Source organism: Pedobacter gandavensis, assembly GCF_032678465.1.
Taxonomy (GTDB): Bacteria; Bacteroidota; Bacteroidia; order Sphingobacteriales; family Sphingobacteriaceae; genus Pedobacter; species Pedobacter gandavensis_B.
Genome location: NZ_JAVTSK010000003.1, coordinates 275,320 through 299,266, shown reverse-complemented (window position 1 = coordinate 299,266; position 23,947 = coordinate 275,320). Strand labels below are relative to the sequence as shown.

Genomic DNA, 23,947 nt, shown 5'->3' with positions numbered 1-23,947 from the left:
TCATGATCTTTAGCTTTAGAAGGTGGTTTTGATGCCAAGAGTGTAGACATTTGCTTGTGGATAAATGGCGAAACGGCCACTGTTATTGTCCAGTATCACACGTTCCGGATCACCCTTAAAATCCGTAATCGTGAACAGGTTGTCGCCGGAGAAATACAGTCGGAGGTTCTGTAAGCCAATCTTTTTAATAACCTGGTTCTGGAAAGTATAACCAACCACGAGGTTTTTTAACCTGAAATAAGAAGCGTTTTGCAACCAGAAAGAAGAAGCTGCCGTAATCGGCGCGTATGTATCCACATACATTCCCGGCAGTTTATTGGTTGGATTTTCGGGTGTCCAGCGGTCGCGCCAAAATGTTGGTGGCGGCGACCATTGTCTGAATGCGCCATACCCCCAATCTGTAGTGTACACTTTTCTACCGGCTACGCCTAAAAAGAAAGCAGAAAAATCAAAACCTTTATACCCAAGATTCAGGTTAAATCCATAGTTAAAATCAGGATGTTGCCCTTTGATCACGACCCGGTCAAAAGGATCAATCTTTCCATCGGGTACACCGTTTGGTCCGCTATGGTCCGCAAACCTTAAATCACCCGGTTTAGGATTGTTCTGGTGTTTTGGAGCAGCATCAATCTCTGCCTGATTCTGGAAAACACCGATCCAGTCTAGCATATACCAGGAGTTCCATGGCAATCCTTCACGTCTGATCTTATTGCCTTGAATTTCATCCGGTCCAAATTTACTGACCACATTTTTATAGGTATAAAAATTGGCACCCAATTCATAAGTGACGTTTCCAATCTTGTTTCTATGCGACAAGCTAAATTCGAAACCGGTATTTTTCATGGCTCCTGAATTCACAGTTGGCGCAGCCATCCCTATAAAATCCGGTAATTGTGCCACTCTAAGAATATCTTTTGTCTTTTTATTGAAGTAGTCGAACGTACCAGAGAGCTTTCCTTTAAACAATTCGAAATCTAACCCAAGTCCGGCCGCAGTAGTAGTTTCCCAGGTGATATTTGGGTCTGATAAACTCTGGGATACAATTCCGGTAGTGAGGTTGTCGTAAACGTAAGTCCCGTAATCCAATAGGTTTTGATAAGGATAATTACCAATATTCTGGTTCCCAAGTTGTCCCCATGAACCTCGGATTTTCAAATTACTGATCCATTCCTTGTCTTTCATGAAGGCTTCCTGAGAAATTCTCCAACCTGCAGAAAGTGCGGGAAACGTGCCCCAGCGCCTGGTCTGCCGAAACCTAGAGGAACCATCATAACGAAATGTGGCTTCAAAAAGGTACCGATTGTCATAAGCATAATTGACCCGCCCAAATCCCGACTGCAATGCCCATTCGTAAGAATAGCCATTGGCAGTTTGTGCCTCATTTCCACCAGCATTTAAATCCGATAAATCCGAGGAAGGAAAATCTCTTCTAAAACCTGCCTGTTGCTGGAAGGTATGATTCTCCATGTTGTACCCGCCTATCGCCGTAAAATGATGGACATTATTGAAGGTCTCATCGTAGGTTAAGGTAGAATAAGCTGTATAATTCATGAACTCCTGTTGCGTTTTTTTCAGCGTGATAAAGGTGCCCAGGTAATTCTGTTGTGGCTTATAAACGCCATTTGCATCAGGCTGGAATAAGAAGGTATGCAATGGCACCCTGCTTGCAGTTTGCCGATCTGTATTGAATCGAACAGCACCTCTGATTTCCCCTGTCAATCCTTTGGCAATATTAAAATTAAGGTAACTGATTCCGGAAACACCGTATTCCTTATTCAGGTCTTTACTCGTATTCATCACTGCATAAGCATTTTGATTGGTGGATTCAAAATCGTAAGCCTTACTCACTACCCTGCCACTGCCATCCGGAAGATAGGGAGACCACAGCGGGTGCTGCGCATAAATACTAAGCACCAAATTCTCTGTATTCTCTACGGGATCTCTCCGATCGCCTTGCATAAAGCTGAAATTACTCCCAAAAGTAACCACCTTGCTCATCTGTGTTTTAAAATTCAGGGAAGCATTGTATTTTTTGTAGCCGGTATTGAAGAGGATTCCATTCTGATCGAGATACCCCAACCCAAAATTATAAGTGGTTTTACCTTCTCCCCCATTTACACTTAAAAAGTGTTGTTGCATGCTGGCATTCTTAAACATCAGATCCGCCCAGTTGGTATTGGGGAATTCTGCAGAGCCATTACCATTCCGATAGGCATCTATTTGGGTCTGAGTATACAATTTCCCTATATTTTGTCCGGTTCTGTTGATACCTTCGTTACTCAACTCCATAAATTCCACCGAGTTCCAGATCAAATCGGGAACACCTGCGGGCTTCTGAATGCCATAATTGTAGGCATACTCTATATTTAGACGTCCTTTAAGGCCCATTTTAGTAGTCACAAGAATCACCCCATTGGCACCCTGCACACCATAAATTGCAGCGGAAGCCGCATCTTTCAATACAGAGATGTTCTCAATCATATTTGGATTCACATTACTAAATGAACCTTCCACTCCATCTATCAGTACCAAAGGGTTGTTGCCACCCGCACCGAAAGTACCTACCCCATGGATCTGAATAGAAGCATTTTCCATTCCTGGCTGGGCAGAATTTTGAATGAGCTGTAGTCCGGGAACCTTGCCTTGCAATAGCAATGAAGCATTTGGCGCAGGTCTTTTGATCAATTCATCTCCACCCACGGTAGCTACAGATCCCGTTAAATTCACTTTCTTCTGAGTGCCATATCCCACCACCACCACTTCTGATAGATTGGCATTCTCTTCATCGAGTTTCACATTTATCGTTGTTTTACCAGCGATTGGAACCTCCTGACTGCTGAAACCAACATAACTAAAAACCAATGTGCCATTGGATTCAGGAAGGCTAAGGGCATAATTCCCATTTTTATCCGTTACGGTGCCTATGGTACCACCTTTTAGTTTCACACTTACTCCTGGTATTCCCAGGCCCTTTCCATCGGTGACTTTCCCCTTGATGTCTACTTTTTTAAGGTTTTCTGTTGGAGGATTGAAATCATTCTGGAGCTTCTCTTTCACAATCACCGTTTTTTCTTTCAGCAAATAGGTATAATCCTGACCCGCAAAGCAGCGATCAAGGACGGCTTTAATACTTTCATTTTTTACTGAAAGGTTGAACTTCTTTGCTTTTTTGATATCTTCCAGATCATAAAAAAAATCATAATCCGTTTGTCTACGGATTTCTTTAAACACCTCTTCCAGGCTTACATTTTTTTGGGAAAAAGTAATGCGTTGAGCTTTGCTTGCCTGCGCAAACTGTAAAAAAACGGTAACCATTAAAACTGCGACAAGCTTCATTATCAATAGAAATTTATGCAATAAGCCGGGTGGCTTACCTACAGATTGTTTGTAAAAGTTCATACATTTGGTAAGTTGGGTTAAACGAAAAATTAAGGTTTGAGGGTAATCCCAGCCATCTTTTACCGGGAGTGGTTCGAAGCACTTCCGGTTTTTTGGCAACAGATTTTAGGGGAGAAGTTTGCGGTTTTTCATAAGTTGATTTGGTTTGATATTTGGTTTATAATTGCTTGTTTATTTCTTGATTTCGGATACCGTCACTACTTTCCCATTGATCTGAAAATCCACTTTACCTGTAGATTCCATAATGTTCAGTACTGCGGAAATATTTTTTGAACGGGAGATGTAACCACCAAATTTCAGATGATCGCAATTGCCACGGTAAACCACTTCTACATCGTACCACCTGGCCAATTGTTTCATGATACTTTTTAAATCATCCCCTTGAAAAATGAAGTCGCCATTCTTCCAGGCCACAATAGATTCGATGTCCACATCCTGCACCTTGATGCCAGCTTCATTCAACTGACTCTGTTCTCCCGGTTTCAGTAGTCTGGGATTTTTATTTGGGTCTGAAGGAGTGACACGGACAGATCCTTCCAGCAAAGTGGTTTTAACCTTTTCTTCGTCAGCATAACTATTAATGTTGAAATGGGTGCCCAACACCTGTACCTCCTGCCCTCTGCTGTTTACGACGAAGGGAATATGGGATTTTGCAATTTCAAAATAGGCCTCTCCGCTCAGGCTTACTTTTCTTAGCTTTCCGGTAAATTTGGTCTGGTAACGCAGAGATGAAGCAGAATTGAGCCAGACTTTACTCCCATCGGGAAAGTTGATCTGATAATGCCCTCCTTTGGGCGTTTCAATGGTGTGAAATGTATTTCGGTCGGAAGTACCATTTTTTCCAGCGCCGGCAAGCGTATAGACAATTTTTCCATCAGCAGTTTTAGTGATAGATAATCCTTCCTGTTTCACAATTTCGCCATTATTGACATCGGTTAATGAAATCTTACGGCCATTGGACATGGTTAAAATAGCTTTATTACTGCCTGGAGTGATCGTATGATTTTTAGAAGAATGGTGTGCCAGTTCCTCTTTAATGGAAGCAGGTCTGGAATAAAAATAGATTGAGAATCCTAGCAGGCATAGCGTAGCGGCAGCTGCCCAATACCTGAACCTCAGCCTTTTTACCGGATCTTTATGCTGGTTTAATGCCGCCCATACCAATACTTTTGTTCGTTCGGCAGAGGTAACATCCAGGCCTTCCACATCATCGGAACTTAATTTTAAATACCAGCTTTCCAGCACGGCAATTTCTTCTTCTGTACATAAACCCGCATGGTATTTATCTAATAATTTCTCAGGATCTTCTATCATAACCGTAGCTTTTAGCTATTTGTGGTCTTAAGACAAGAAGGAATCAGGCCTGGGGGTACGCCGGTAGAAAATAATTAAGAAAAAAATGTCAGGAAGAGCCAGAAAAGGAAACCCAACTTTGGTTTCAAGATTTTCAGAGCTCTTTTAACCTGTGTTTTAACTGTCAATTCGGACAAATACAGTCTCGAAGCAATTTCTTTATGAGAGAGGTATTCATGGCGACTTAATTTAAAGATCTCACTCATTTTTTGAGGTAATGCCGCCACCTCTTTCTCAATGATGCGTTTTAGTTCATTTTCGCGAACATAAAAATCGGTCAGGTATTCCTCATGTCCAACAAATGCAGCCAGGGAATCCAGATATTTATTTTTTACTTTTTTTCGCGCAATTTGGTTTAGGACGATGTTTCGCGTAGCAGCGTATAAGTAAGCAGAAACACTTGTATTGATCGTAAGTGATTTACGTTTCAGCCAGATCATCTCGAAGAGTTCCTGGATCAGGTCTTTTGCTTCGTCCTCATCTAAAAGAATCTTTAAGGCATGAAAGTATAATAGGGCATAAAAACGATCAAAAATTTGGGTGTAAGCTTGATGATTTCCTTCTTTTATCAGAACAAACAATGCTTCGTCTGTGTATGAGTGATATTCTGACATATAATCGAAGATCTTAGCGATTGCCGGAAAATGATTGGGCTAAAATTGAATCATCAAAGCCGGATCGCCTTAAATTTGGTTAGTGGTATGACCAAAAATAATAGAATAGACATCGCACTGCTTAGCATATTAATCAACCTTCTTAGCATATTATTTTCATATATCCGGATCGGGACACCTAAATATTTAATACGACGCCACTTCCATTCCTTTAACCACAGCTCCATTCATAGTTTGACACAGTCCGAGTGTGATTACGTTTTTCTTACCCTTTCCAAAATTTAACCAGCATTCTGGCAGAAAGAACTCGCGTTGCGGACCAACTTCCCAGTGTCGGCCAATGTTATGTCCATTCAGGTACATATAACCGTTACCGGAAGCATTAATCAGCAATTTCCAGAGCGTTTTTGGATCCGCATTTGCAGGGATTTCAAATTCGGCACGATACCAGGTCAACAAGGCATCTTGTTTTCCAGTAGGTTGTATGCCATTTCCTTTTCTTGGAATCACAAAATTGGTATCCAGTGCGATTTCTTTCCAGCCTTTGGCCGAAAAATCAGTTTTGGTAAAACCCTGATCGATACCCGACAGCTCTGTTGCCAGCCACCAGCTTAGTGTTTTCTGTATGGATGAGGTATTACTAGAAAGACCGGCAGTTTTTATCCCACACAGCTCCTCCATTGGGAAATAACCATGCTCGTGCCCGATGTTCTCATATACCACTACAATCTCATTCTCCCCGGCTTTCAACAATCCAGCCACATCAAAGCGATTATCAAACTCATTGTCTTTGATTCTGGCAAAAGATTTATCTACATTTCTGGTCACCACCGCAGCATATTTCTCTGTTGGATACAAACGCACTGCCAGCTTCCCATTCACCTGCACATTGAGTATATCTCTTGAAAAGGTATTAAACAACAATTTCCCAAACTGACTTGCTTCAGTATCTGTCAATGTATATTTTGAGCGATATAGCACGTAACGGGCATCATTCACTTTCAGTTCCGGCAAAGAAACACCTGGACTAAGTGGCTTCCAGTCCTCTTTGAAATCTTCATCAAAAGCCAGTACTTTATGGATTGGGATCTCTATTTTTGAATAATTTAAGGCGATATTCTTTTTCAAATCCTGCTCCATACTCCACCATTTTCCTTTATTTGCTTTTTTTCCAGGAGGAATGACCAGCACCTTAGTTTCCATAGAATCCAATTCGTAGGATATTTCAAATGATGGCTCAGCCTGTAATTCGTTCCCCAAATGATCATCAACTGCCATTAGAACTTTTTCTTCATGTTGATTGACATTGTAAATCGGCTTGGAAAGCACCGCATTTTCACCCGGCTTCACTATGGCGGTACCGGCAATTTTCTTTTTCGCTGAGCTATTGTGCACAAATACAAATTTAGTACCATCCGCTGCAACCCGGACTCCACCGGCCAACTCTACTGGGGAATTTTCAAAGGCACATACTCCTCCTTTGGAATGAATCAGCTTTGCTTCATATTTCTTAATGAAGGCCCCAATGTTACGGGCAGCGACGTATTTTTCTGATAGCGAACCATTTTCTCTGATCGCTGCATTGTAATCGTATGAGGTGGTTTGGACTCTTGCTCCCCATCCTGCAAAATGAGTGCCTCCAAAAAACATGTAATAGTTCAATCCGGTAGCACCACCCAACATGGACATCATGCCTACCGCATAAAAATGCTTATAGTTTGATTCATGCTCCTCACTTAAACGACCTTGCACAGTTGAAAACCAGCCTCCTTGTAATTCAGTAACATAACCAGGTGCATTGGGTTGCTTACGCTTCAAATCGCTCATTCTTTTGGCGCAACTGATGGCATCATTTAAGCCTACATAATAGTTATCACAATCAAAAACCTCCGAAAGTATACTGTCCTGGCTCCCTCTACATTCTGCAGTAAGGCATGTAAAAACAGGTACGTCGATTTCTGCATTTCTTACTGAACGGTATAAAGCCTGCAAAAATTCTGTTTTGTTTTAACTCCCATCCGCGTCATATTCGTTCTCGATCTGAACCAGGATCACTCCTTTTTTTCCTCTTGGTTTTTTAGTGATTTGTTCTTTGGCAATGAATTTATTCACTGCGTTGAACCAATGTAAGCTCCATTTCACATGCTCCGGATCATTGCTCCTCAACCAGAAATCACTGAGCTGTTCCGGTCTGAATTTTGCCAACCAACGTGGGTACCCACCTCCTGCCCATTCGGCACAGATAAAGGGTCCAGGTCTGAGGATGGTATAAAATCCAAATTCATTTTGCGCCATGTCTAACCATTCTTTCAGGTCAGAAAAATCGATCTGTAAATAATCATCAGGGTCTTTAGGCATATTGCGCTCATGCCAGTTCCATGGGATATAAGTTTCTACAGTATTAAAGCCTGCTGTTTTTATTTTCTGAAACCTGTCGCGCCATAATTCTTTCGGGCATCGGAAATAATGGAATGCAGCGCTGTATACAAAGGTTTCTTTTCCGTCGATTTTAATGCTATTGCCATTATAGCTGATCGTTTGTTGGTTCTGTAGTTTAGTTTGCGCCTGAATGACCTGACTTTGCACACAAATCGCGATGAGGAATAGGTAAATTGCTTTTTTAATGTAGCAGCACATGGGAGTATCGATGATGTAGATTTCTTATTTAAATACGGAGGCCAAAGCTAATTTTCCTTGCCTATCCGATAAATAGACAAAGTCATTATTTTAATGGATTATCCTCCTACATCGTCTATATTCTGTCACAATTCATTTTAAAACATCTGATGTTTAATCACTAAACCTACATTTGAAACATCAGATGTTTTAAAATGAAAAAAACAATAAAATTGTCAGATAGGGTCATCATTGGAATCAAGAAAGATATCGCTTCAGGTAAATTGAAAAAGGGGGAAAAGATTCCTGCAGAACCAGAACTGATGGAACACTATGGTGTTGGAAGATCTACCATTCGCGAAGCGATCAAAACCTTATCTATTTCCGGCATTCTTAAAGTACAGCAAGGATCCGGAACTTTTGTGGTCTCTAAGATCAAAGATGAAAGCCTCTCCCAACGTTTAAAAAGAGCAGATTTTGAAGAGATCAATTCCGTTCGTGCCTTATTGGAAAAAGAAATTGTGAAACTGGCCAGTCAGCACCGTACGGAGCAGGATTTGAAAACCATGGAAAACTTCCTTCTTCAAAGGAAAAAAGCGATTGAAGAGCAGCAGCAAAAAAAATGTGCGGAAGCAGACATTGCCTTCCACATCAGCATTGCCAAAGCTTCCGGGAATCAGGTCCTGTCCGACCTCTATGAGAGTTTCAGTGCAGTGATGCGTAATTTTTTTAAGCTGAGAGATGCAGCGGACATCAAACACTTTAACAATAGTCAGCATTTACATGAGGCTTTATTTGATGCCATCAGTAAGCAAGATCCTGTTAAAGCCGGGCAACTCACCATCAACATCTTAGACAATAACTATTAAGCCTTATGAATATTTTACTCTTTACCCTAGTGTTGTTATTAGGGGCTTATATGGCCGGACTTGCAGGCTCTTTAACCGGTCTTGGCGGTGGGGTGGTCATCATTCCGCTCTTAACTTTAGGTTTCCATGTAGACATTCGTTATGCCATTGGAGCGGCATTAGTCGCATCTATTGCTACCTCTTCCGGATCTGCAAGTGCCTATGTCAAAGAAGGCATTACCAATGTACGTTTGGGGATGTTTCTTGAAATTGCGACCACTGCGGGCGCAGTACTAGGTGCCATACTGGCCATATATACGCCGGTGAATCTAGTTGCCATTCTCTTTGGAGTGATGCTGATCTTTTCGGCGGCAATGACCTTAAGAAAAAAACATGAAGACGCTTTACAGGAAGGCAGTCAACTTTCCTATGCTTTGAAATTAAACAGTAGCTACCCATGCAAAGAAGGGGTAGTAGCATACAAATTAAAGAATGTTGGCGGAGGATTTTCCATCATGACCCTTGCAGGTGTACTTTCCGGTTTACTAGGCATCGGATCAGGCGCTTTGAAAGTGCTGGCCATGGACACAGCGATGCGCGTTCCTTTTAGAGTGAGCACCACTACCAGTAATTTTATGGTGGGTGTAACTGCCGCAGCAAGTGCCGTAGTATATTTACAAAGAGGATATATTGATCCGGGCATTGCTTTTCCGGTGATCATTGGGGTTCTTGCCGGAGCTTTTACCGGTTCCAAACTCCTGATGCGAATCAATGTGAAGTCATTAAAAGTGATTTTTTCCATCGCGATCACACTTATTGCTATAAACATGATTTACAACGGCATCCACCATAAATTCTAAACCCATGGGAAAGATTAAAAAAATTACAGACTACGATATGGAGCAACTGATTGGTCAGGTGTTGAGGTATGGGGTAATCACTTCTGGGATGGTGGCCATTATCGGCGGCATCTGGTATCTGTTCCAGAATGGATCAGCAATTCCGAACTACAGGGAATTCAATGGAGAACCTGCCGGCTATACCAGTCTGCCGGGAATTATTGAGGGTTTAAAAAATGGAAGTGCAAAAGAGATCATACAGCTGGGGGTAGTGATTTTAATTGCCACTCCGATCTTGCGGATAGTTTTCTCTCTGTTCTCTTTTATACTGGAAAAGGATAAACTTTATATTGTAATCACCTTGATTGTACTTGTGATCATCCTCTTTAGTATGTTTGGCGGTCTCAGTATATAATATATTTCCATCTGCTGCAATATTTAAATGAGCATTATGCAGCAGATGGAAATGTAGTATTGATATTTAATTTATTGATACCTGTTTAGGTAATCTATTAATCCTTCATTTGTCCCGACACCTACGGCTTCAAATTTCCATTCCCCATTTCTACGGTAAATTCTACCAAATTCTACTGCGGTCTCAATAGAGAAATCTTCGTCCAGCTCATACTTCATCATCTCTATGCCTTGATGGTCCAGAATACGGACAAAGGAATTTCTAATCTGACCAAAGTTTTGTTTACGTTTGGCGGCCTCAAAAATGGTCACTAAAATCCTGATTTCCGATACTCTTGGATCTATTTTAGACAGGTCTACCAGGATGCTTTCATCATCCCCATCTCCTACTCCTGTTAAATTATCGCCAGTATGTGTTATGGCAGCATCCGGTGAAACCAGGTTGTTATAAAAAATAAAGAAGTCATCAGATATTAAAAGTTTATCCTCACCAAGCATAAACACTGAGGCATCTAAATCAAAATCGTGTCCGCTGCCACTGTTCGTATCCCAGCCCAATCCTACAGTAAATTTTTGAGCATTGAGCTGCTCTCTCTGTCCTTTTTTTAGGTTAATAGCCATAGATATTCTGGTTGTTTTTACAAAATGTTTGATATGTTTAGTACAATTTACGGTATTCCAAAATAAGGCGGGCTATGGTCTTATAAAAAATACAAAAGGAAATGTCACATTTCTAAAACATTGTATAGAAAGTTCTAAATGTGGAACGGATATTGCTCTTATTTGCCGGAAACCCCATTAAAAAAGCAGCTCAAAGTTGACGTTTTTCGCCTACACGTCGGTTTTTCTTCAGGATTACTTTACGTTATGATTAATAGCGCTAACCTCTAATTATTTGAGGTATCATGGAAAGAGAATCAAAATATTAATTGAATATTAATTGGACAAATACAGTCTGTTTGTGCTAAATCAATTTTAAAGCCAATTAATATGACTAATTTTGGAAATGACAATGAAGCACCTAATAACAAAGGAACAGGAAACTTTTTTAAAAAAACACAAAGTCTCATCCGAACTAATATTCGATGCCCAGGGAGAGGAAATATCAGAAGATTTGCAGAAAAGTATGACTGAAGCTGACAAGGTGATTGCTTGCAACACCGCGCCATGCACGGAGAATGACACCCATACGTTAAGAACAATTGGAGGTTTTTGTCCACAATGCGATACGACTAAAATTGCTGCTGCTTTAAGGGAACTTAAACCAGGTTACATTTACTTCTCAGGGTCCAAAAGAGGAGGATTAATTAAAATCGGTTCAACAAACGAAGGAAAAAGTAAGACACTTACTTTAAATTTAACAACAGCCAGAGATGGCGGTTACGACGACTGGGAATTACTTTTCAGCGCAAAAACACCAACACTCGGAAGAGTAGAACGCTTAATCACGGATAAACTTGCAGAATATAAAGCAGCTTACCAAAGTGAAAAAAGTGGTAAACTACAAAATGGAGGTGAACTATACAGATGTTCATTCCTGAAAGCTAAAGAAGCTTACCTTGCAGTTACTGATGAGAACCAGTTCGAATTTACGCAAGTGAGTGAGAAAAAACACATCACTTCTGAATACCAATTCAAGAATTTGAAAATGACAGCTAGAAAAGCAGTTATCGAAGCATAACGCTTTATCATGATATTTGACCTTCGGGTCTGGAAAGGCCAGTACCAATTTATCGAAATAGATATTTTGTTACTGGTCTTTTTTATTTTAGAGGTATTTTTAAAGACGAATTTAATCCTTAAGGCTTCTTAATGATTAAATCTTCCAGGACTGGATTATTAGATTTCAAATCTTCCAGACTCTTTCTAAACTTTGCCAGCTCCTCTTCTTCTTGTGCCGACAGGCGTTCCTCATTTTTCAATTCATACTTCTGGCCGTTGATCACCAACATACTGGTATAACAATCCATCGCCAGGTTATAACTACTGAAATCCGAAACCGGATACTTCATTTCCTTCCATTTGATCACATTAGAGTTTTCTTTCACTGTTCCAAATGAGAAAGCACAGGTCAGAATTTTGGTTTCTTTTGGCGCGAATACGACACCAGAATCTGGTGCTTTAATACAACTCCATCCATCGTTGAGGTCAATGGTAGAACCATAACCGATAACCGTCTCATAAGTTTTCAATACCTGATCACTTTCATTGGTAAAGGCGCAGGAAATTACAAACTGCCCATGGATGGAATCTACTTTCAAAGGTTTCGCTTTTAGCACACTCAGTTTTGCCTTTAGCGCATCGGACTTGCGTTTTTTAGCATCCAGGCCAGACATTTCCTGCTCCAGCTTCGCGATCTTACGCTGATGATCCGCGCGTACATACTGGTTAGCCATGTCATAGGCTTCCTGTAAACCCCTGCCATTCAAACGCTTTCTTACCAATTCATCAAAACTTTCTTTCTTTAAGGCAGGCTGATGGTCCCTGTCATATATCGCGGAAAGCGCAAGTACTCTTAAGGCGACCTCCAGTTTTTCCTTTTCATCCGCATCAAGCTGAGCTGCGATCTTTTCCTTTGAAGCGTCAAACTTCTCTTTTGATCCTCCCTTAAAGGTATCCTGACTAAAAACCAGGACAGGGAATATGATCAAAATCAACAACAAGTATTTTTTCCATATCATCATAATATTACTTCGTTTCATCAGCCTAGCATTTTAATCAGACTGCTGCTATTTCAACCGCTGCAGCATTAAATCCGCGTTAAAGGTAAACTATTAAAAAGTTTTTTTGTTAATGCTACAACAGCCGTTATGATAAAAGACAATAAATCCATTTACAGTGCTTTGGCTGCCAATCTGCTCATTGCCATCACCAAATTTATTGCCGGCGCTTTTACCAATAGCTCCTCCATGATTTCGGAAGGTATACACTCCATGGTAGACAGTATCAATCAGGTCTTACTGCTCTATGGCCTAAAAAAGAGTAAAAAAGCGCCAGATCAGCAACGCCCTTTCGGCTATGGTAAAGAACTCTATTTCTGGTCTTTCATTGTAGCCATTCTCATCTTCGGATTAGGTGGCGGGATCTCTATTTATCAGGGCATCCAGCACATCATCAAGCCTGAACCTGTAACGGATCCACTGATCAATTATGGGGTTCTGGTATTATGTTTATTGTTTGAAGGCTGGTCGCTACGCATTGCTATCCGGGAGTTTAATCAGCAAAGAAATGGACTGAGCTGGTGGAAGGCGATTGTAAAAAGTAAAGATCCCTCCAGTTTTCTGGTGCTTTTTGAAGATGGTGCTGCATTATTGGGCTTATTGATTGTTTTCATTTTCATGTTAATCGGCCACAACTTCGGACTGGATTATATGGATGGTCTGGCCTCTGTACTCGTTGGTCTGCTACTGGTCTTTGTATCTGCGATTTTAGCCCGGGAAAGCAGGAGTTTACTGATGGGAGAAGGCCTTTCTCCTGAGACTAAGGAAAAAATCACAGTCATCGTTGAAAGAGACACTTCAGTGATCAGGATCGCTAATATCATTTCTACCTACCAAAGTCCTGAGGAAGTTTTACTGATTATCATTGTGGTATTTAAGCCAGATATCGATACTGAAGACATTACGGATGCCATCAACCGAATTCGGGAAGCAATCAGAAAAGAATTTCATTTGATCAAGTACATCATCGTTCAGCCTTCAGAAGACTAGCTATTGATCTTAATTCAGAATGCCTTCTGATTTTTGAGTTGGAACAGGAAGAGGCTTTCCTGCCATTTCCAACAACGTAGTTTCAATCATGGTAGTCATCGCGTTCAAAGCCAGGTCATTCGGTTCCGTTCCAAAAGGCTCTTCTATTTCATCTGCAATGGCTTCCAGTGCCACAAAGGTATAAGCTATAAAACTCACGATAAATGGGGTAAACCAACTCAGGCTATCTACAAAACCAAAAGGCAATAAAAAGCAATAGATATACACTGTACGGTGTAGTAAGATGCGGTAAGTATAAGGAATTGGTGTAGAAGCAATTCGCTCACAGCCTCCTACGATGTCAGATAACTTGTCCAGATTCTGATCAAATGATGATTGAATAATGGTATCAATTTTTCCTTCCTCTTTGGCCTTTTGAACCCATAATCCCATTTCCTTCATCAGGAGAATTGGTTTATACATGGCTGGTTTCAGTCGCTTATTTAAATCAGGATCTAAGCGCTGATCCAGGTCTGCACTGGCATCTGTACCTCGTAACTGGTGTTTTAAGGCGTAAGTAAAAGCAATCAGGTAATGAATAAAAGTATTTACTTCCTTACTCTCTGAAGGATAGCCAGTCATGGTCAGTGCTTGTCGGGCTAAGGATCGGGTATCATTCAATAATGCACCCCAAATTTTTCTTGCTTCCCAGAAACGATCATAACTCGCATTGTTGCGAAAGCCTAAAAACAAGGCCAATGCTATACCAAACAAGGTAAATGGCGCCGGATTTAATGGAATCTTAAATTCGAAAAGCCTTCCTTTTAGGTAGACCACACCAACAGAAATCAGAAACAATAGCAATAACCTGGGAAGTAACTGTGGTAAAACAGATCCTTTCCATATAAAAAGCATTTTAAACCAATGGTCATTCTTTCTTATGATCATACGGTCAAAAATCCGATTTTATTTATAATTCCCAGCATTTATTGAATAGGAAAAAAGAGATCGGACAGCAGATATATCAATCAAGATATTGAACTCGTATACCCCAGACGTTTTAGGTCTTCGATTTCTTTGACCAAATACACTTGCTCCTCTGCCAATACATATAAATCGTTGCTGAGTTCTATCACATCACGATACATATGATCAGTGATTAAAAATCCTTTATTAGCCTGTTCTTCTTTAATCAGCTCTTTGACTAATCCGATCATTAAGGGGCTCAAATGAGAAAAGGGTTCATCCAGCATCACAAATTCAGACTTGGATTTGATCAACACATAGGCTTCTACCAAACGTCTTTGTCCGCCGGAAAGTTCAATAATTTTCTGCTGATGTTTCTGGCGGAATTCCGGGAAGAAGCTTTCAAATGGTGCAAATTCCAGATTAAAATCTGAGAACACCCGGTTTAAGGTTAAATGAGCTGGAATGAAATGGTATTGAGGAAGGTAAGACAAGAGTTCGTGGTGCAGATAAGCTTTGGGCACAGATTTCCCGTCAAAACGTACCGATTTGTTTTCTGGTACAAGACTTCCGAAAATGATGTTCATCAGGCTCGACTTTCCAGTACCATTTCTCCCAAGTAACCCAGTAATTTTTCCGGTTTCACATTTCAGGTATACATCCGAAAGGATTTCTCTGGCCCCAAACTTCAATTGTACACTATCTACTTCTAAATGATGAGTCATATGGTCTTAGATAAAAAGATGATAGAAATCTATACTGATACCTGTATACCTTGCCGATAAAACGAAAAGGAAGGCAAACATCAGGAATTCAAGAACCATAGTTGCTGTCCATAAAAAGCTTTTAGAAATGCCTAGATTCTGGTAATACAGAAACTCTTTTGATTTATAATTACTGATGTAATAAATGACAATTCCGAGCGTGATCACTTTAAACCAGAATAAGATGGTCAATGATGAGTTACCCAAATAGGCAAACAGTGAAGCACAGGCAATTGAAATCAACAATGTAGCCGGAAAAAAGCTGGAGTAAAAAGTCATTAAGAGACGGAAATGCTTGTTTTTCATTCAGATTGCTGAAAAGGATGTATAGCAAATTACAATTAATTAACGAGAAGGTTTTAGCCTTTTCAGAAAATCACTTAAATCCCTTACAAATCGCTTTGGTTGTTCATAATGAATATTATGTCCGGTATTTTCATAGATCTTATGTTCAATGTAATTTGGATGCTTAGCCTGTAAAGCGGCATTATCCGTTGTAAATGGCATAAAATCATTTTCACTGACCGGATCAAGAATCAACATTGGCACATTTAAATTCCTAAAAATGACTTCTGGCATCAGTGTAGAAAAAGAGCTACCAAATAGTCCAACTTTTGTAGGACGCAAAATAAGATCATACCATTGCTGGGTACTGTTCATTTGAAACAACTCCATTAATCCGGGATAGATTTTCCACTGCTGTTCAGCTGACTTACTTATCCAGGCTAATGAAGAAAATTGTGTTCCTCCCTCCTCCGGATCATAGTTATCATAATAAGCATCAAAAAGACTGGTATATACCGTATCCTTAATTGGATATTTCATAATACCTTTGATGGTTTCTGTCAATTGAGCATCCTCCATTTTATGATAATGGGTGGCCATGTTTACTGAGCCCCCGTCTTCTAAAATCAAACCCAATACTTTTTCCGGATAGGCATCATAAAAAGCCGTACTTACGGCACCCCCTCTTGACCAACCACCTAACACCGCCTTTTTAATTTTAAGGTGATCCATGAGGACTTTTATGTCGTCGGCAACATGATATAATGATACTGAGTGTGCAGGAATAGGAGTCTGACCGTGCCCATAATAATCGATAGCAATCAGGTAATAACCAGCTTTCACCAGGTCTTCAGCTAGCTTTAACAGTTCATAACCATTAGTTAAACTCCCATGAGACCATATTAAGGGAATCCCAGAGGAACTTCCCCAGCTCAGGTAATGTAAATTGACATTTTTTGTTTGTACAAAACCACCATGTTGCTTTTCAAAAGCAGCATATTCGGATTGGGCTTGCCGAAAAAGTTTATGAGCATAGTCAAGATCAGGCTTAGCCTTGCTGGGCTGGGCTTTTAAACTACTAGAAAGAAAAAAGAAGCAAAGTAAAAAAAGGGTAATTCTGGTCATGTTGACTGAAAATGCGTAATTATAATCCTACTAAGATATAAGAATGCATTTCAACCCACAATGGTATTAAGGTGCAACATCTAAGCCTAGCTTTTGCTTAAAACCTGGACCTGGTGTGATTTTTAATTTATTTAGCATCGTTTGAATAACCATAACCCTTTCCTTTTGTCCGGCCAACTGATAATTACTAATCAATTCGGAATAAGCGGGAAACAGATAAGGATTAGCAGCAATTGCCTTCTCATATAATGCGGACACATCAGTTTTGTCCTTTCCGCTGGCAGATAAGAGCTTTCCCTGGGTATAATAGTAATCTGCCATATAAAATGGGTTACCTTTTGGAAATGCAATTTTGAATGCATTTTCTGCCTGCTCCAAATGCCCCATTTTAATCAACAACAGACTATACCTGAGCTGATCTGTATTTCTTACCACCTGATCTCCTTTCAGGAATGGCTGAAGGTATTCATCTGCTTTTTGGCGATCTCCAATTGCCGCATAAAAATCTGCAATCCTCAGGTTATAATCCGTCCGGGCATTGCCCGAAGCCGTCAAAATCACCTGTGCTTCTTTTAAAGTCTGAATTGCAGCTTCATATTGTTGGTTCATTGCCAATGCATCTGCGTATTTATTTCTGTACTCAAAATTTTGCGGTTTCTGTGCAACTAGCGCTTTCAGAATGGCTATTGGTTCGGCAGTATAACCAAGTCCGGATTGTAAAACCGCAGCATAGGCTATAGCATCATCCCTTCGGTCCCTTAAGTAAGTAGATACCGTTGGACCTGTTTTCCCATATTCGGTAGCTGTTGCAATTGCTTCTGCAATCATGCCGTTTTTCTTATACATCTCTGCCAATGATAGGTTAATGGCTGCAAGCTCCTGATAGTCGTCTTCCAGAGCGAAAGCCTTTTTCAGGTAAAAGGCCTGTTGTTGAACCCCTGCCCGCTGGTCGATCTCCCCTGCAGCAAATCTCGCAGCATACAAATCAGCGTAAGCAGAATATACGGGTGCATATTTAGCATTGACCCCTTCCGCCTTTTTAATCCATTCGATTGCGCCTTTAAAGTCTTTCCTTTCTATTTTCAATTGCGCATGATACAAATAAGCGGGTAAGTATAGAGGATCATATACCAGAGCGGTATCCAGGTAATTTGTGGTCAGGCGCAGGTTGCTTCTTCTGCTATCCTTGCTTTTATTCAAATAAACTTCCGACCAGTTGCTGGCCATTGCTTTCTGATCTCCAGCCAGGTAGGCACGTTCTTTTTTGACCAATTGATCCAGAAAAGCATACATATCCGGGTCTTTGGTTTTTAAATCCGATGTCGTATTCATGGATTTGAAATCCTGAGGATGCACTTTTACAGATTCAAAATAAGCAGGATAAGTCTGTGCGAAATACTCACTTTCATTGTTCTGAGAATAATAATCCAGAGTTCGTTTTTCTTTCATCGCCTGATAATACAAAGCCCTGATTTTACGGTTCTCGGCATCAGTCAGCACACGACCATGGAAAAGATGCACGTATTCATGAAGAATCACATTTCTTTCCATAAATGCACCCTTTTCTACATATTCTATTGCTGCGGCACCACTTCCTACCCCGCGAATATCCATCCATTGGCGATTATCGAAGGTGGTCATATAACGAAAGTATGGTGCATTCATCGTGACTGCCAGATCCTTGTGTAAAGGTGGAATCCGAAAAGACTCCCCTTGTTTAGAAAGGAAAGGGAAATAGACTACTGCGGTAAATAATTGGTTCCAGGCCATTGCTTTAACCGTTTCACCAGGGTAATAATTCACATCAGGGAATACCTTTTGAAAATTAGCCATGTCCTTGATTTTTGTGGTATTCAAAGTATTGGCAATCGAATCATAGACAGCCAGGTAAGGAATTCTTTTAGATTTGATGACCGCAGATAAGCCATTATGCGCGGGTCCATAGTGCTTTTTCTTTTTTAGGATATCTCTAAAGATATTTTCTGCAGAATCCAATCGCATTTTACGGTCCATATCAAAAGCAATATAGTAAATAGAAGCGCGATGCATTCCGGGAAGTACAGAGGAAGGATATTGTTTTTCGACTGTTCTTGTAATCTCTATAGCCTCAGTTAACTTTCCCTGACTCAGTTCATCGTCTGCTTTTTTCAATGCTTTTCTAATGATGTCATCATCTTTTCCGGCATAATCCGCATAAGTTAGATTGGTATGTCCATTCCCCCAATGCCAGTTCGTTTGGAAGTGCAATGGATTAATGGCTAAAGCCAGTTCCCATTGCGCTGCCATGGCATTGAGTTGGGTAGCATCTATCCTTCTCCAAATCGCATAACCGTAACTAAATCTGGCGTCCGCATTGTAGGGATCTAAGCTCAGTGATTTCTTTAATGGTGCTTCTGCCAAATCTGGTTGTTGGTTCCAGAAGTAAACATCTGCTTCCAGAAGATAGGCTCCTGCACTATTTGGGTTTTGCGCCAACACTTTTTTAGCAATGATCAATGCCTCAGTATAATTTTTCTGAAGTAATCTTGTTCTGCCTAGCATCAGCCAGATTTTTTCTGAAGGCTGTGTTTTTAAAGCCTGTTCACAGCGCAAAGCTGCTGCTTGCAATCTCCAGGCCTGAATCTCCAGAGCTGCTTTTAACAATATTGCTTTTTCATGTCTGGGATTTGCTTTTATAAAGGCATCTACCAGTGCTTCGGCTGCTTTAAACTCATTATTGAGGAACAAGTAATCTGCCTTAAGCAGTTTAAAATCAGGGGAGGCTTGCTGATTTACTGAAATTGCTTGTGCTGCTTCTTCCCAAAGCCCAAGGGTTAACATTTTCTCTACGTATTCTGTTTTGTTTCCAGAAGCAGAGAACTGATGAAGTAGCTCCTGCTTTTCTTTTGACAACTGTTTCAGCGCAAGAACAACACTATCCGGATGAAGCGTTTGTGCGGAAAGTCCTGCTGCCTGCAGGCAGATCAAACCAGAAAGAAAAAATTTTAGCGTTTTCATACTCTCAATATTACCATAAAAAAAGATAAAGTAAAGTCTCCTATCAAAATTCATACAAATGAAGAAAGCTCCTTTCGAAGCTTAACGAACCAGAAATAATTGCATTCATTGTTAATGTTAAACTTCTTCTGGTCTTTATGAGGAGGCTATAATTTTCTATTTTTGATATGCCTGGCCTTCAGGAATTAAAGATGCTGAAAAGGTAAACAGGATATTGGGTAAGGCAAAAAAAAAGCAACCCTTCTGCGCTCTGCCGAAGTGTTGCTTAATAGGGAATTTTACGTGTTTTGAAAGACTATTCTGCCATTTCCAAAGCTGCTGATTTACTGGTTGCCTGTGCTGTTGAAGAGAAATCATCCACTTCTGCATCATGTGTATGGCTACGTACTGCTGCAATACTACGCTCCATATCTAACCAATACTCATAATAGCCACTGCGCGCAAGCACCTGGTTGTCTGCGTCCTTTAATATAAAAAAAGAACCCTGCTCGTCCGTTTGTCTACTGAAACGCTGTGCAAATTTTGAATTGGCTCTTACCAATTCTATTTGCTTTTCGCAGGAAATCTTTGCCGCAGTTTTATCTGCACTATGCAATACAATATCGCCTGATTTTAGCTTTAGGTTAAAATGGAACTTGTTGTCAAGGTCTCTTATAATCTGAAATTTCGCCATCACTCTTGTTAAGTTTACGGCTACAAATTTAAGCTCATGAATTAGAAAAAACACGCAAACTTGTCAATCGAAAAACTGATAATTATCAATTTATTTCAAAGTTATTACCGCAACATGACCTTAAATATAGCCAGATTGCAGAAAAATTAGAAGTAACTTTGTGGAATCAAAAAGGATTCAATAGTTAAAGAATAGAGAACGAGCATTTATGAGCCTAGCCGGTATTTTCCCAATTGATCAATGGAATTTCAAGTCCCAATCTATCCTGAAAAGCATTCCTGAAGAAGACCACGACCGCCTATATGCAAACATGACGGTAGAAACCTATAACAAAGGGGATGTGATTTTTAAAGAAGGTGCAGTACCTTCAGGCATATTCTATATACAGAAAGGAATTGTCAAGAAATATAAAGTGGATCGGGATGGCCGGGAACAGATCATGTATGTAGCGGGTACTGGTGAATTGATTGGCTACCACGCCATCCTTTCTGAGGAACGTTATCCGGATTCTGCTTCTGCCATTGAAGACTGTATCATTGCCTTTATTCCTAAAGAAGATTTTCTGGAAGTACTACACAGCTCAGTGATTTTATCTCAGCGTTTGTTGAAGAACATGAGCCATGAATATGCAGTGCTCACCAATAACATTTCTGTATTTACACAACGGACGGCCAGAGAAAGAGTAGCAATTACCCTGATCGTATTGAGAGAAAAGTACAAGAATGAAGAGTCTAATGAGGATGCGATCAATATCTCGCGTAGCGATTTATCCAACATGGCAGGTATTGCAAAAGAGAATCTGGTAAGAATACTTAAAGAGTTCAAAAACCTGGGACTTCTGGTTTCGGAAGGTCGTAAAATCACGATTACCAATATCAAAATGTTGGCAGAGATCTCCAGCTACAGCAATAAAACCCTTAAAATTCGCTAAATGCGCGAAGGTATTTATCTATATAAACTGACTTTTCTTTGGACTTATACTGCATAATATACCTTGGATGTTCCAGGGCAACAATCTTTTTGAAAAACTGATGTGCGTCATTTAGCTTTCTGAAGAAAGTCTCATTTTTACCCGTTCCAAAGCAAAAACAGAGCTCAGTCTCAAAACCCATTTCAATTTGTTTCCGAATATTCTCTACAATAAAAGAATAGACTGATTTCAACAAAGCCGGTTGATCGTAATAATTGTAATTGGTTTCTTTACCATTTTCCCCTATTCTGGTGAATCCCAGAGGACAGATCGAGTGGATATAAAACTGTCTGTAAAATTTATTTGCTCCACCAAAGGCATCAATCATTTCATAGATATAAGCAGAGGATGGCTCATGTGTCATAGGTCCTGCGAATTCAATATGGCAATTGCCGGTTAGTCTTTTTGGATCTGTAAAGGAAATACCAGTTTGTCCGGAGCCAAAACGGCCGGGGTTAATTCCTAAAATCAGCTGACGTGGTTGGTTATCGCTATAATACTTCCGGTAAAACTCAGATGAAACCTTGAGGGCGAGCGGACTTTCTTTAAAAGGATTCATGATGCGGATACCTTCAGGTAAGGTACCTTTAAACTCCAGATTTTCATTAAAACTGATGATGCGATCTGCCCAGTTGCTCATTTTTAAAGATAAAGATTTTACCAAAAAAAAACGGGAATAAAAATCTCTGACGATTTCTATTCCCGGTTTTAGGATATATTGTTGATATGCGCTATAGACTAGCTCATTTTCAGTTTTTTCTCAATATCATTCACATAAGCCCTGAAAGTCTTATCTGTTTGGATTAAATCTTCTACCGTCTGACAAGCATAAATTACAGTGGAGTGATCTCTACCGCCAAAGAAGGCTCCGATGGTTTTCAAAGAAGATTTCGTCATCCCTTTTGATAAATACATAGAAATCTGACGGGCCTGAACGATTTCCCTTTTACGGGTCGGCGCTTTTAATAAATGTACCGGAACCTCAAAGTAATCACACACCAGTTTCTGAATATAATCCATAGAAACCTCTTTAGTGGTATTTTTGATGAAGTTCTTCAACATTGATTTAGCCAGTTGCAAATCAATTTCTTTTTTATTCATAGTGGATTGTGCCAATAGCGAAACCATTGCGCCTTCCAGCTCACGAACGTTGTTGTCGATGTTGTTTGCTACGTATTCTACCACTTCATCAGGAAGGTCAATTCCATCTGCATACATTTTCTTTCTTAAGATCGCGATTCTGGTTTCTAATTCAGGGATCTGAAGATCTGCTGAAAGTCCCCATTTGAAACGACTCAATAAGCGTTCCTCTAAACCTGTAAGGTCTTTTGGAGACTTATCTGAAGTAATGATGATCTGTTTACCTGATTGATGTAAATGGTTGAAGATATGGAAGAAGATATCCTGAGTCTTTTCTTTTCCGGCAAAGTTGTGGATATCATCCATGATGATCACGTCCATTGCCTGATAAAAGTTTACGAAATCATTGATGGTATTGTTTTTCAATGACTCTACGAACTGCTGACAGAACTTCTCACATGATAAATAGATCACTAGTTTATCAGGAAGGTTTTGTCTGATTTCATTTCCAATCGCCTGTGCCAGGTGGGTTTTTCCCAAACCAGAAGCACCATAGATCATTAATGGGTTGAATGAAGTTGCACCAGGTTTTGCAGCTACCGCATGTCCTGCCGAACGGGCAAGACGGTTACAATCCCCTTCCACAAAAGTATCAAACGTGTAGTTTGAATTCAGTTGCGGATCTACATTCATCTTTTTCAATCCAGGAATCACAAATGGATTCTTAATGTCTCTGTTCACATTTACAGGAACTGGCATAGATTGTTTCCTGTTGGTAGAAGACATGCTTCCATTTGATGGCATATTAGTCGTATAAGGTAGTGCTCCATTTGTAGACTTGTCTACCACTATATTATACTCCAAACGTCCTTCCGCGCCAAGTTGTTGTTTAACCGTTTTACGTAATAATGCCACGTAATGCTCTTCCAGCCACTCGTAGAAGAACAAACTAGGTACTTGTACAGTTAAAACGCTGCCTTCTAGCTTAAGGGCTGATATCGGCTCGAACCAGGTCTTGAAGCTCTGGGCCGGGATATTATCCTTTATGATTTGGAGACAGTTATTCCATACTTGGGTACAAGTGTTTTGCATAGGTTCTCTTTAATTTTACGGTTTTAAACTTTAAAACATCGAATGGATTCGTTGTTTTGGGAGTGCGAAGATCATAAATTTTACTAACATTGAAGCGGAAAATTTCACCTTTTTCGTAACTCGCTCATTAGTAAATTCATACAACGGGGATAACTTATTCACGTTGTGGATAACTACAAGATATCCACAAATAAAGATTTCCACATTTGAGCGTCAGGAGGAA

20 protein-coding genes and 1 pseudogene are annotated in these 23,947 nt (G+C 40.2%); 6 read left to right on the top strand and 15 right to left on the bottom strand.

Features of this window, described 5'->3' with window-relative positions; translation table 11 throughout:
- Window positions 1–15: 15 nt before the first annotated feature.
- The 5 genes and pseudogenes from R2Q94_RS07410 to R2Q94_RS22180 form a co-directional block, all read right to left on the bottom strand.
- A complete protein-coding gene (locus tag R2Q94_RS07410) occupies window positions 16–3,336 on the bottom strand; it encodes a TonB-dependent receptor (protein WP_316820813.1) in 3,321 nt (1,106 codons plus the stop codon).
- Between the two features lie 234 nt (window positions 3,337–3,570).
- A complete protein-coding gene (locus R2Q94_RS07405; RefSeq protein ID WP_316820812.1) occupies window positions 3,571–4,713 on the bottom strand; it encodes a FecR family protein in 1,143 nt (380 codons plus the stop codon).
- 74 nt (window positions 4,714–4,787) lie between these two features.
- Window positions 4,788–5,366 (bottom strand): RNA polymerase sigma-70 factor, encoded by a 579-nt coding sequence (locus tag R2Q94_RS07400; protein WP_316820811.1) that lies wholly within the window; start codon window positions 5,364–5,366, stop codon window positions 4,788–4,790.
- A gap of 186 nt (window positions 5,367–5,552) precedes the next feature.
- On the bottom strand, window positions 5,553–6,047 hold the full coding sequence (locus R2Q94_RS22185; protein ID WP_410478532.1) for a hypothetical protein: 495 nt from the start codon (window positions 6,045–6,047) through the stop codon (window positions 5,553–5,555).
- 852 nt (window positions 6,048–6,899) lie between these two features.
- Window positions 6,900–8,003 (bottom strand): annotated as a pseudogene (locus tag R2Q94_RS22180) (beta-galactosidase); the annotation flags it as partial.
- A gap of 194 nt (window positions 8,004–8,197) precedes the next feature.
- Here R2Q94_RS22180 and R2Q94_RS07390 point away from each other — a divergent pair.
- From R2Q94_RS07390 to R2Q94_RS07380, 3 genes are read left to right on the top strand one after another with little or no spacing between them, the layout of a single operon-like run.
- Window positions 8,198–8,851: a FadR/GntR family transcriptional regulator gene (locus R2Q94_RS07390; RefSeq protein WP_316820810.1), complete on the top strand. Its 654-nt coding sequence runs from the start codon at window positions 8,198–8,200 to the stop codon at window positions 8,849–8,851.
- Window positions 8,852–8,856: 5 nt separating this feature from the next.
- On the top strand, window positions 8,857–9,690 hold the full coding sequence (locus R2Q94_RS07385; RefSeq protein ID WP_316820809.1) for a sulfite exporter TauE/SafE family protein: 834 nt from the start codon (window positions 8,857–8,859) through the stop codon (window positions 9,688–9,690).
- Between the two features lie 4 nt (window positions 9,691–9,694).
- Complete coding sequence (locus R2Q94_RS07380) at window positions 9,695–10,084, top strand: DUF1634 domain-containing protein (protein ID WP_316820808.1); 390 nt, start codon at window positions 9,695–9,697, stop codon at window positions 10,082–10,084.
- A 71-nt stretch (window positions 10,085–10,155) separates the two neighbouring features.
- On the opposite strand, the gene R2Q94_RS07375 is transcribed toward R2Q94_RS07380, so the two are convergent.
- Window positions 10,156–10,704: a TerD family protein gene (locus R2Q94_RS07375; RefSeq protein WP_316820807.1), complete on the bottom strand. Its 549-nt coding sequence runs from the start codon at window positions 10,702–10,704 to the stop codon at window positions 10,156–10,158.
- A 391-nt stretch (window positions 10,705–11,095) separates the two neighbouring features.
- Between R2Q94_RS07375 and R2Q94_RS07370 the strand changes: the two genes are divergently transcribed.
- Window positions 11,096–11,764 (top strand): GIY-YIG nuclease family protein, encoded by a 669-nt coding sequence (locus tag R2Q94_RS07370; RefSeq protein WP_316820806.1) that lies wholly within the window; start codon window positions 11,096–11,098, stop codon window positions 11,762–11,764.
- A gap of 118 nt (window positions 11,765–11,882) precedes the next feature.
- Here the strand turns inward: R2Q94_RS07370 and R2Q94_RS07365 are convergent, their stop codons facing one another.
- Window positions 11,883–12,785 (bottom strand): hypothetical protein, encoded by a 903-nt coding sequence (locus tag R2Q94_RS07365; RefSeq protein WP_316820805.1) that lies wholly within the window; start codon window positions 12,783–12,785, stop codon window positions 11,883–11,885.
- A gap of 108 nt (window positions 12,786–12,893) precedes the next feature.
- Here R2Q94_RS07365 and R2Q94_RS07360 point away from each other — a divergent pair, with 108 nt between their 5' ends.
- The gene (locus tag R2Q94_RS07360) at window positions 12,894–13,793 is read left to right on the top strand and encodes a cation diffusion facilitator family transporter (protein ID WP_316820804.1); all 900 of its coding nucleotides are present in this window, start codon (window positions 12,894–12,896) and stop codon (window positions 13,791–13,793) included.
- A gap of 9 nt (window positions 13,794–13,802) precedes the next feature.
- Here R2Q94_RS07360 and R2Q94_RS07355 read toward each other — a convergent pair whose 3' ends face one another.
- From R2Q94_RS07355 to R2Q94_RS07330, 6 genes are all read right to left on the bottom strand, one after another.
- The gene (locus R2Q94_RS07355) at window positions 13,803–14,720 is read right to left on the bottom strand and encodes a bestrophin family protein (RefSeq protein ID WP_316820803.1); all 918 of its coding nucleotides are present in this window, start codon (window positions 14,718–14,720) and stop codon (window positions 13,803–13,805) included.
- Window positions 14,721–14,800: 80 nt separating this feature from the next.
- Complete coding sequence (locus tag R2Q94_RS07350; protein ID WP_316820802.1) at window positions 14,801–15,463, bottom strand: ATP-binding cassette domain-containing protein; 663 nt, start codon at window positions 15,461–15,463, stop codon at window positions 14,801–14,803.
- Between the two features lie 6 nt (window positions 15,464–15,469).
- Window positions 15,470–15,808: a hypothetical protein gene (locus R2Q94_RS07345; RefSeq protein ID WP_316820801.1), complete on the bottom strand. Its 339-nt coding sequence runs from the start codon at window positions 15,806–15,808 to the stop codon at window positions 15,470–15,472.
- 39 nt (window positions 15,809–15,847) lie between these two features.
- Window positions 15,848–16,912, bottom strand: a complete 1,065-nt coding sequence (locus tag R2Q94_RS07340; protein ID WP_316820800.1) for an alpha/beta hydrolase — start codon at window positions 16,910–16,912, stop codon at window positions 15,848–15,850.
- Window positions 16,913–16,978: 66 nt separating this feature from the next.
- Window positions 16,979–19,909: a tetratricopeptide repeat protein gene (locus R2Q94_RS07335; RefSeq protein ID WP_316820799.1), complete on the bottom strand. Its 2,931-nt coding sequence runs from the start codon at window positions 19,907–19,909 to the stop codon at window positions 16,979–16,981.
- A gap of 295 nt (window positions 19,910–20,204) precedes the next feature.
- Window positions 20,205–20,582, bottom strand: a complete 378-nt coding sequence (locus R2Q94_RS07330; protein WP_316820798.1) for a DUF1508 domain-containing protein — start codon at window positions 20,580–20,582, stop codon at window positions 20,205–20,207.
- A 208-nt stretch (window positions 20,583–20,790) separates the two neighbouring features.
- Between R2Q94_RS07330 and R2Q94_RS07325 the strand changes: the two genes are divergently transcribed.
- The gene (locus tag R2Q94_RS07325) at window positions 20,791–21,513 is read left to right on the top strand and encodes a Crp/Fnr family transcriptional regulator (protein ID WP_316820797.1); all 723 of its coding nucleotides are present in this window, start codon (window positions 20,791–20,793) and stop codon (window positions 21,511–21,513) included.
- On the opposite strand, the gene R2Q94_RS07320 is transcribed toward R2Q94_RS07325, so the two are convergent.
- Window positions 21,500–22,192 (bottom strand): uracil-DNA glycosylase family protein, encoded by a 693-nt coding sequence (locus tag R2Q94_RS07320; RefSeq protein ID WP_316820796.1) that lies wholly within the window; start codon window positions 22,190–22,192, stop codon window positions 21,500–21,502. The two genes, R2Q94_RS07325 and R2Q94_RS07320, sit on opposite strands and share 14 nt — an antisense overlap.
- Window positions 22,193–22,290: 98 nt before the next feature.
- Window positions 22,291–23,724 carry a chromosomal replication initiator protein DnaA gene (gene dnaA / locus R2Q94_RS07315; protein ID WP_316820795.1) on the bottom strand — a complete coding sequence of 478 codons (1,434 nt, stop codon included), beginning with the start codon at window positions 23,722–23,724 and terminating at the stop codon, window positions 22,291–22,293.
- Between the last annotated feature and the right edge of the window lie 223 nt (window positions 23,725–23,947).

Bases quoted from the DNA above. Each gene is read 5' to 3' on its own strand.
- R2Q94_RS07410 (WP_316820813.1), bottom strand. From the start codon at position 3,336: ATGAAGCTTGTCGCAGTTTTAATGGTTACCGTTTTTTTACAGTTTGCG.
- R2Q94_RS07405 (WP_316820812.1), bottom strand. From the start codon at position 4,713: ATGATAGAAGATCCTGAGAAATTATTAGATAAATACCATGCGGGTTTA.
- R2Q94_RS07400 (WP_316820811.1), bottom strand. From the start codon at position 5,366: ATGTCAGAATATCACTCATACACAGACGAAGCATTGTTTGTTCTGATA.
- R2Q94_RS22185 (WP_410478532.1), bottom strand. From the start codon at position 6,047: ATGGAGGAGCTGTGTGGGATAAAAACTGCCGGTCTTTCTAGTAATACC.
- R2Q94_RS07390 (WP_316820810.1), top strand. From the start codon at position 8,198: ATGAAAAAAACAATAAAATTGTCAGATAGGGTCATCATTGGAATCAAG.
- R2Q94_RS07385 (WP_316820809.1), top strand. From the start codon at position 8,857: ATGAATATTTTACTCTTTACCCTAGTGTTGTTATTAGGGGCTTATATG.
- R2Q94_RS07380 (WP_316820808.1), top strand. From the start codon at position 9,695: ATGGGAAAGATTAAAAAAATTACAGACTACGATATGGAGCAACTGATT.
- R2Q94_RS07375 (WP_316820807.1), bottom strand. From the start codon at position 10,704: ATGGCTATTAACCTAAAAAAAGGACAGAGAGAGCAGCTCAATGCTCAA.
- R2Q94_RS07370 (WP_316820806.1), top strand. From the start codon at position 11,096: ATGAAGCACCTAATAACAAAGGAACAGGAAACTTTTTTAAAAAAACAC.
- R2Q94_RS07365 (WP_316820805.1), bottom strand. From the start codon at position 12,785: ATGAAACGAAGTAATATTATGATGATATGGAAAAAATACTTGTTGTTG.
- R2Q94_RS07360 (WP_316820804.1), top strand. From the start codon at position 12,894: ATGATAAAAGACAATAAATCCATTTACAGTGCTTTGGCTGCCAATCTG.
- R2Q94_RS07355 (WP_316820803.1), bottom strand. From the start codon at position 14,720: ATGATCATAAGAAAGAATGACCATTGGTTTAAAATGCTTTTTATATGG.
- R2Q94_RS07350 (WP_316820802.1), bottom strand. From the start codon at position 15,463: ATGACTCATCATTTAGAAGTAGATAGTGTACAATTGAAGTTTGGGGCC.
- R2Q94_RS07345 (WP_316820801.1), bottom strand. From the start codon at position 15,808: ATGAAAAACAAGCATTTCCGTCTCTTAATGACTTTTTACTCCAGCTTT.
- R2Q94_RS07340 (WP_316820800.1), bottom strand. From the start codon at position 16,912: ATGACCAGAATTACCCTTTTTTTACTTTGCTTCTTTTTTCTTTCTAGT.
- R2Q94_RS07335 (WP_316820799.1), bottom strand. From the start codon at position 19,909: ATGAAAACGCTAAAATTTTTTCTTTCTGGTTTGATCTGCCTGCAGGCA.
- R2Q94_RS07330 (WP_316820798.1), bottom strand. From the start codon at position 20,582: ATGGCGAAATTTCAGATTATAAGAGACCTTGACAACAAGTTCCATTTT.
- R2Q94_RS07325 (WP_316820797.1), top strand. From the start codon at position 20,791: ATGAGCCTAGCCGGTATTTTCCCAATTGATCAATGGAATTTCAAGTCC.
- R2Q94_RS07320 (WP_316820796.1), bottom strand. From the start codon at position 22,192: ATGAGCAACTGGGCAGATCGCATCATCAGTTTTAATGAAAATCTGGAG.
- dnaA (WP_316820795.1), bottom strand. From the start codon at position 23,724: ATGCAAAACACTTGTACCCAAGTATGGAATAACTGTCTCCAAATCATA.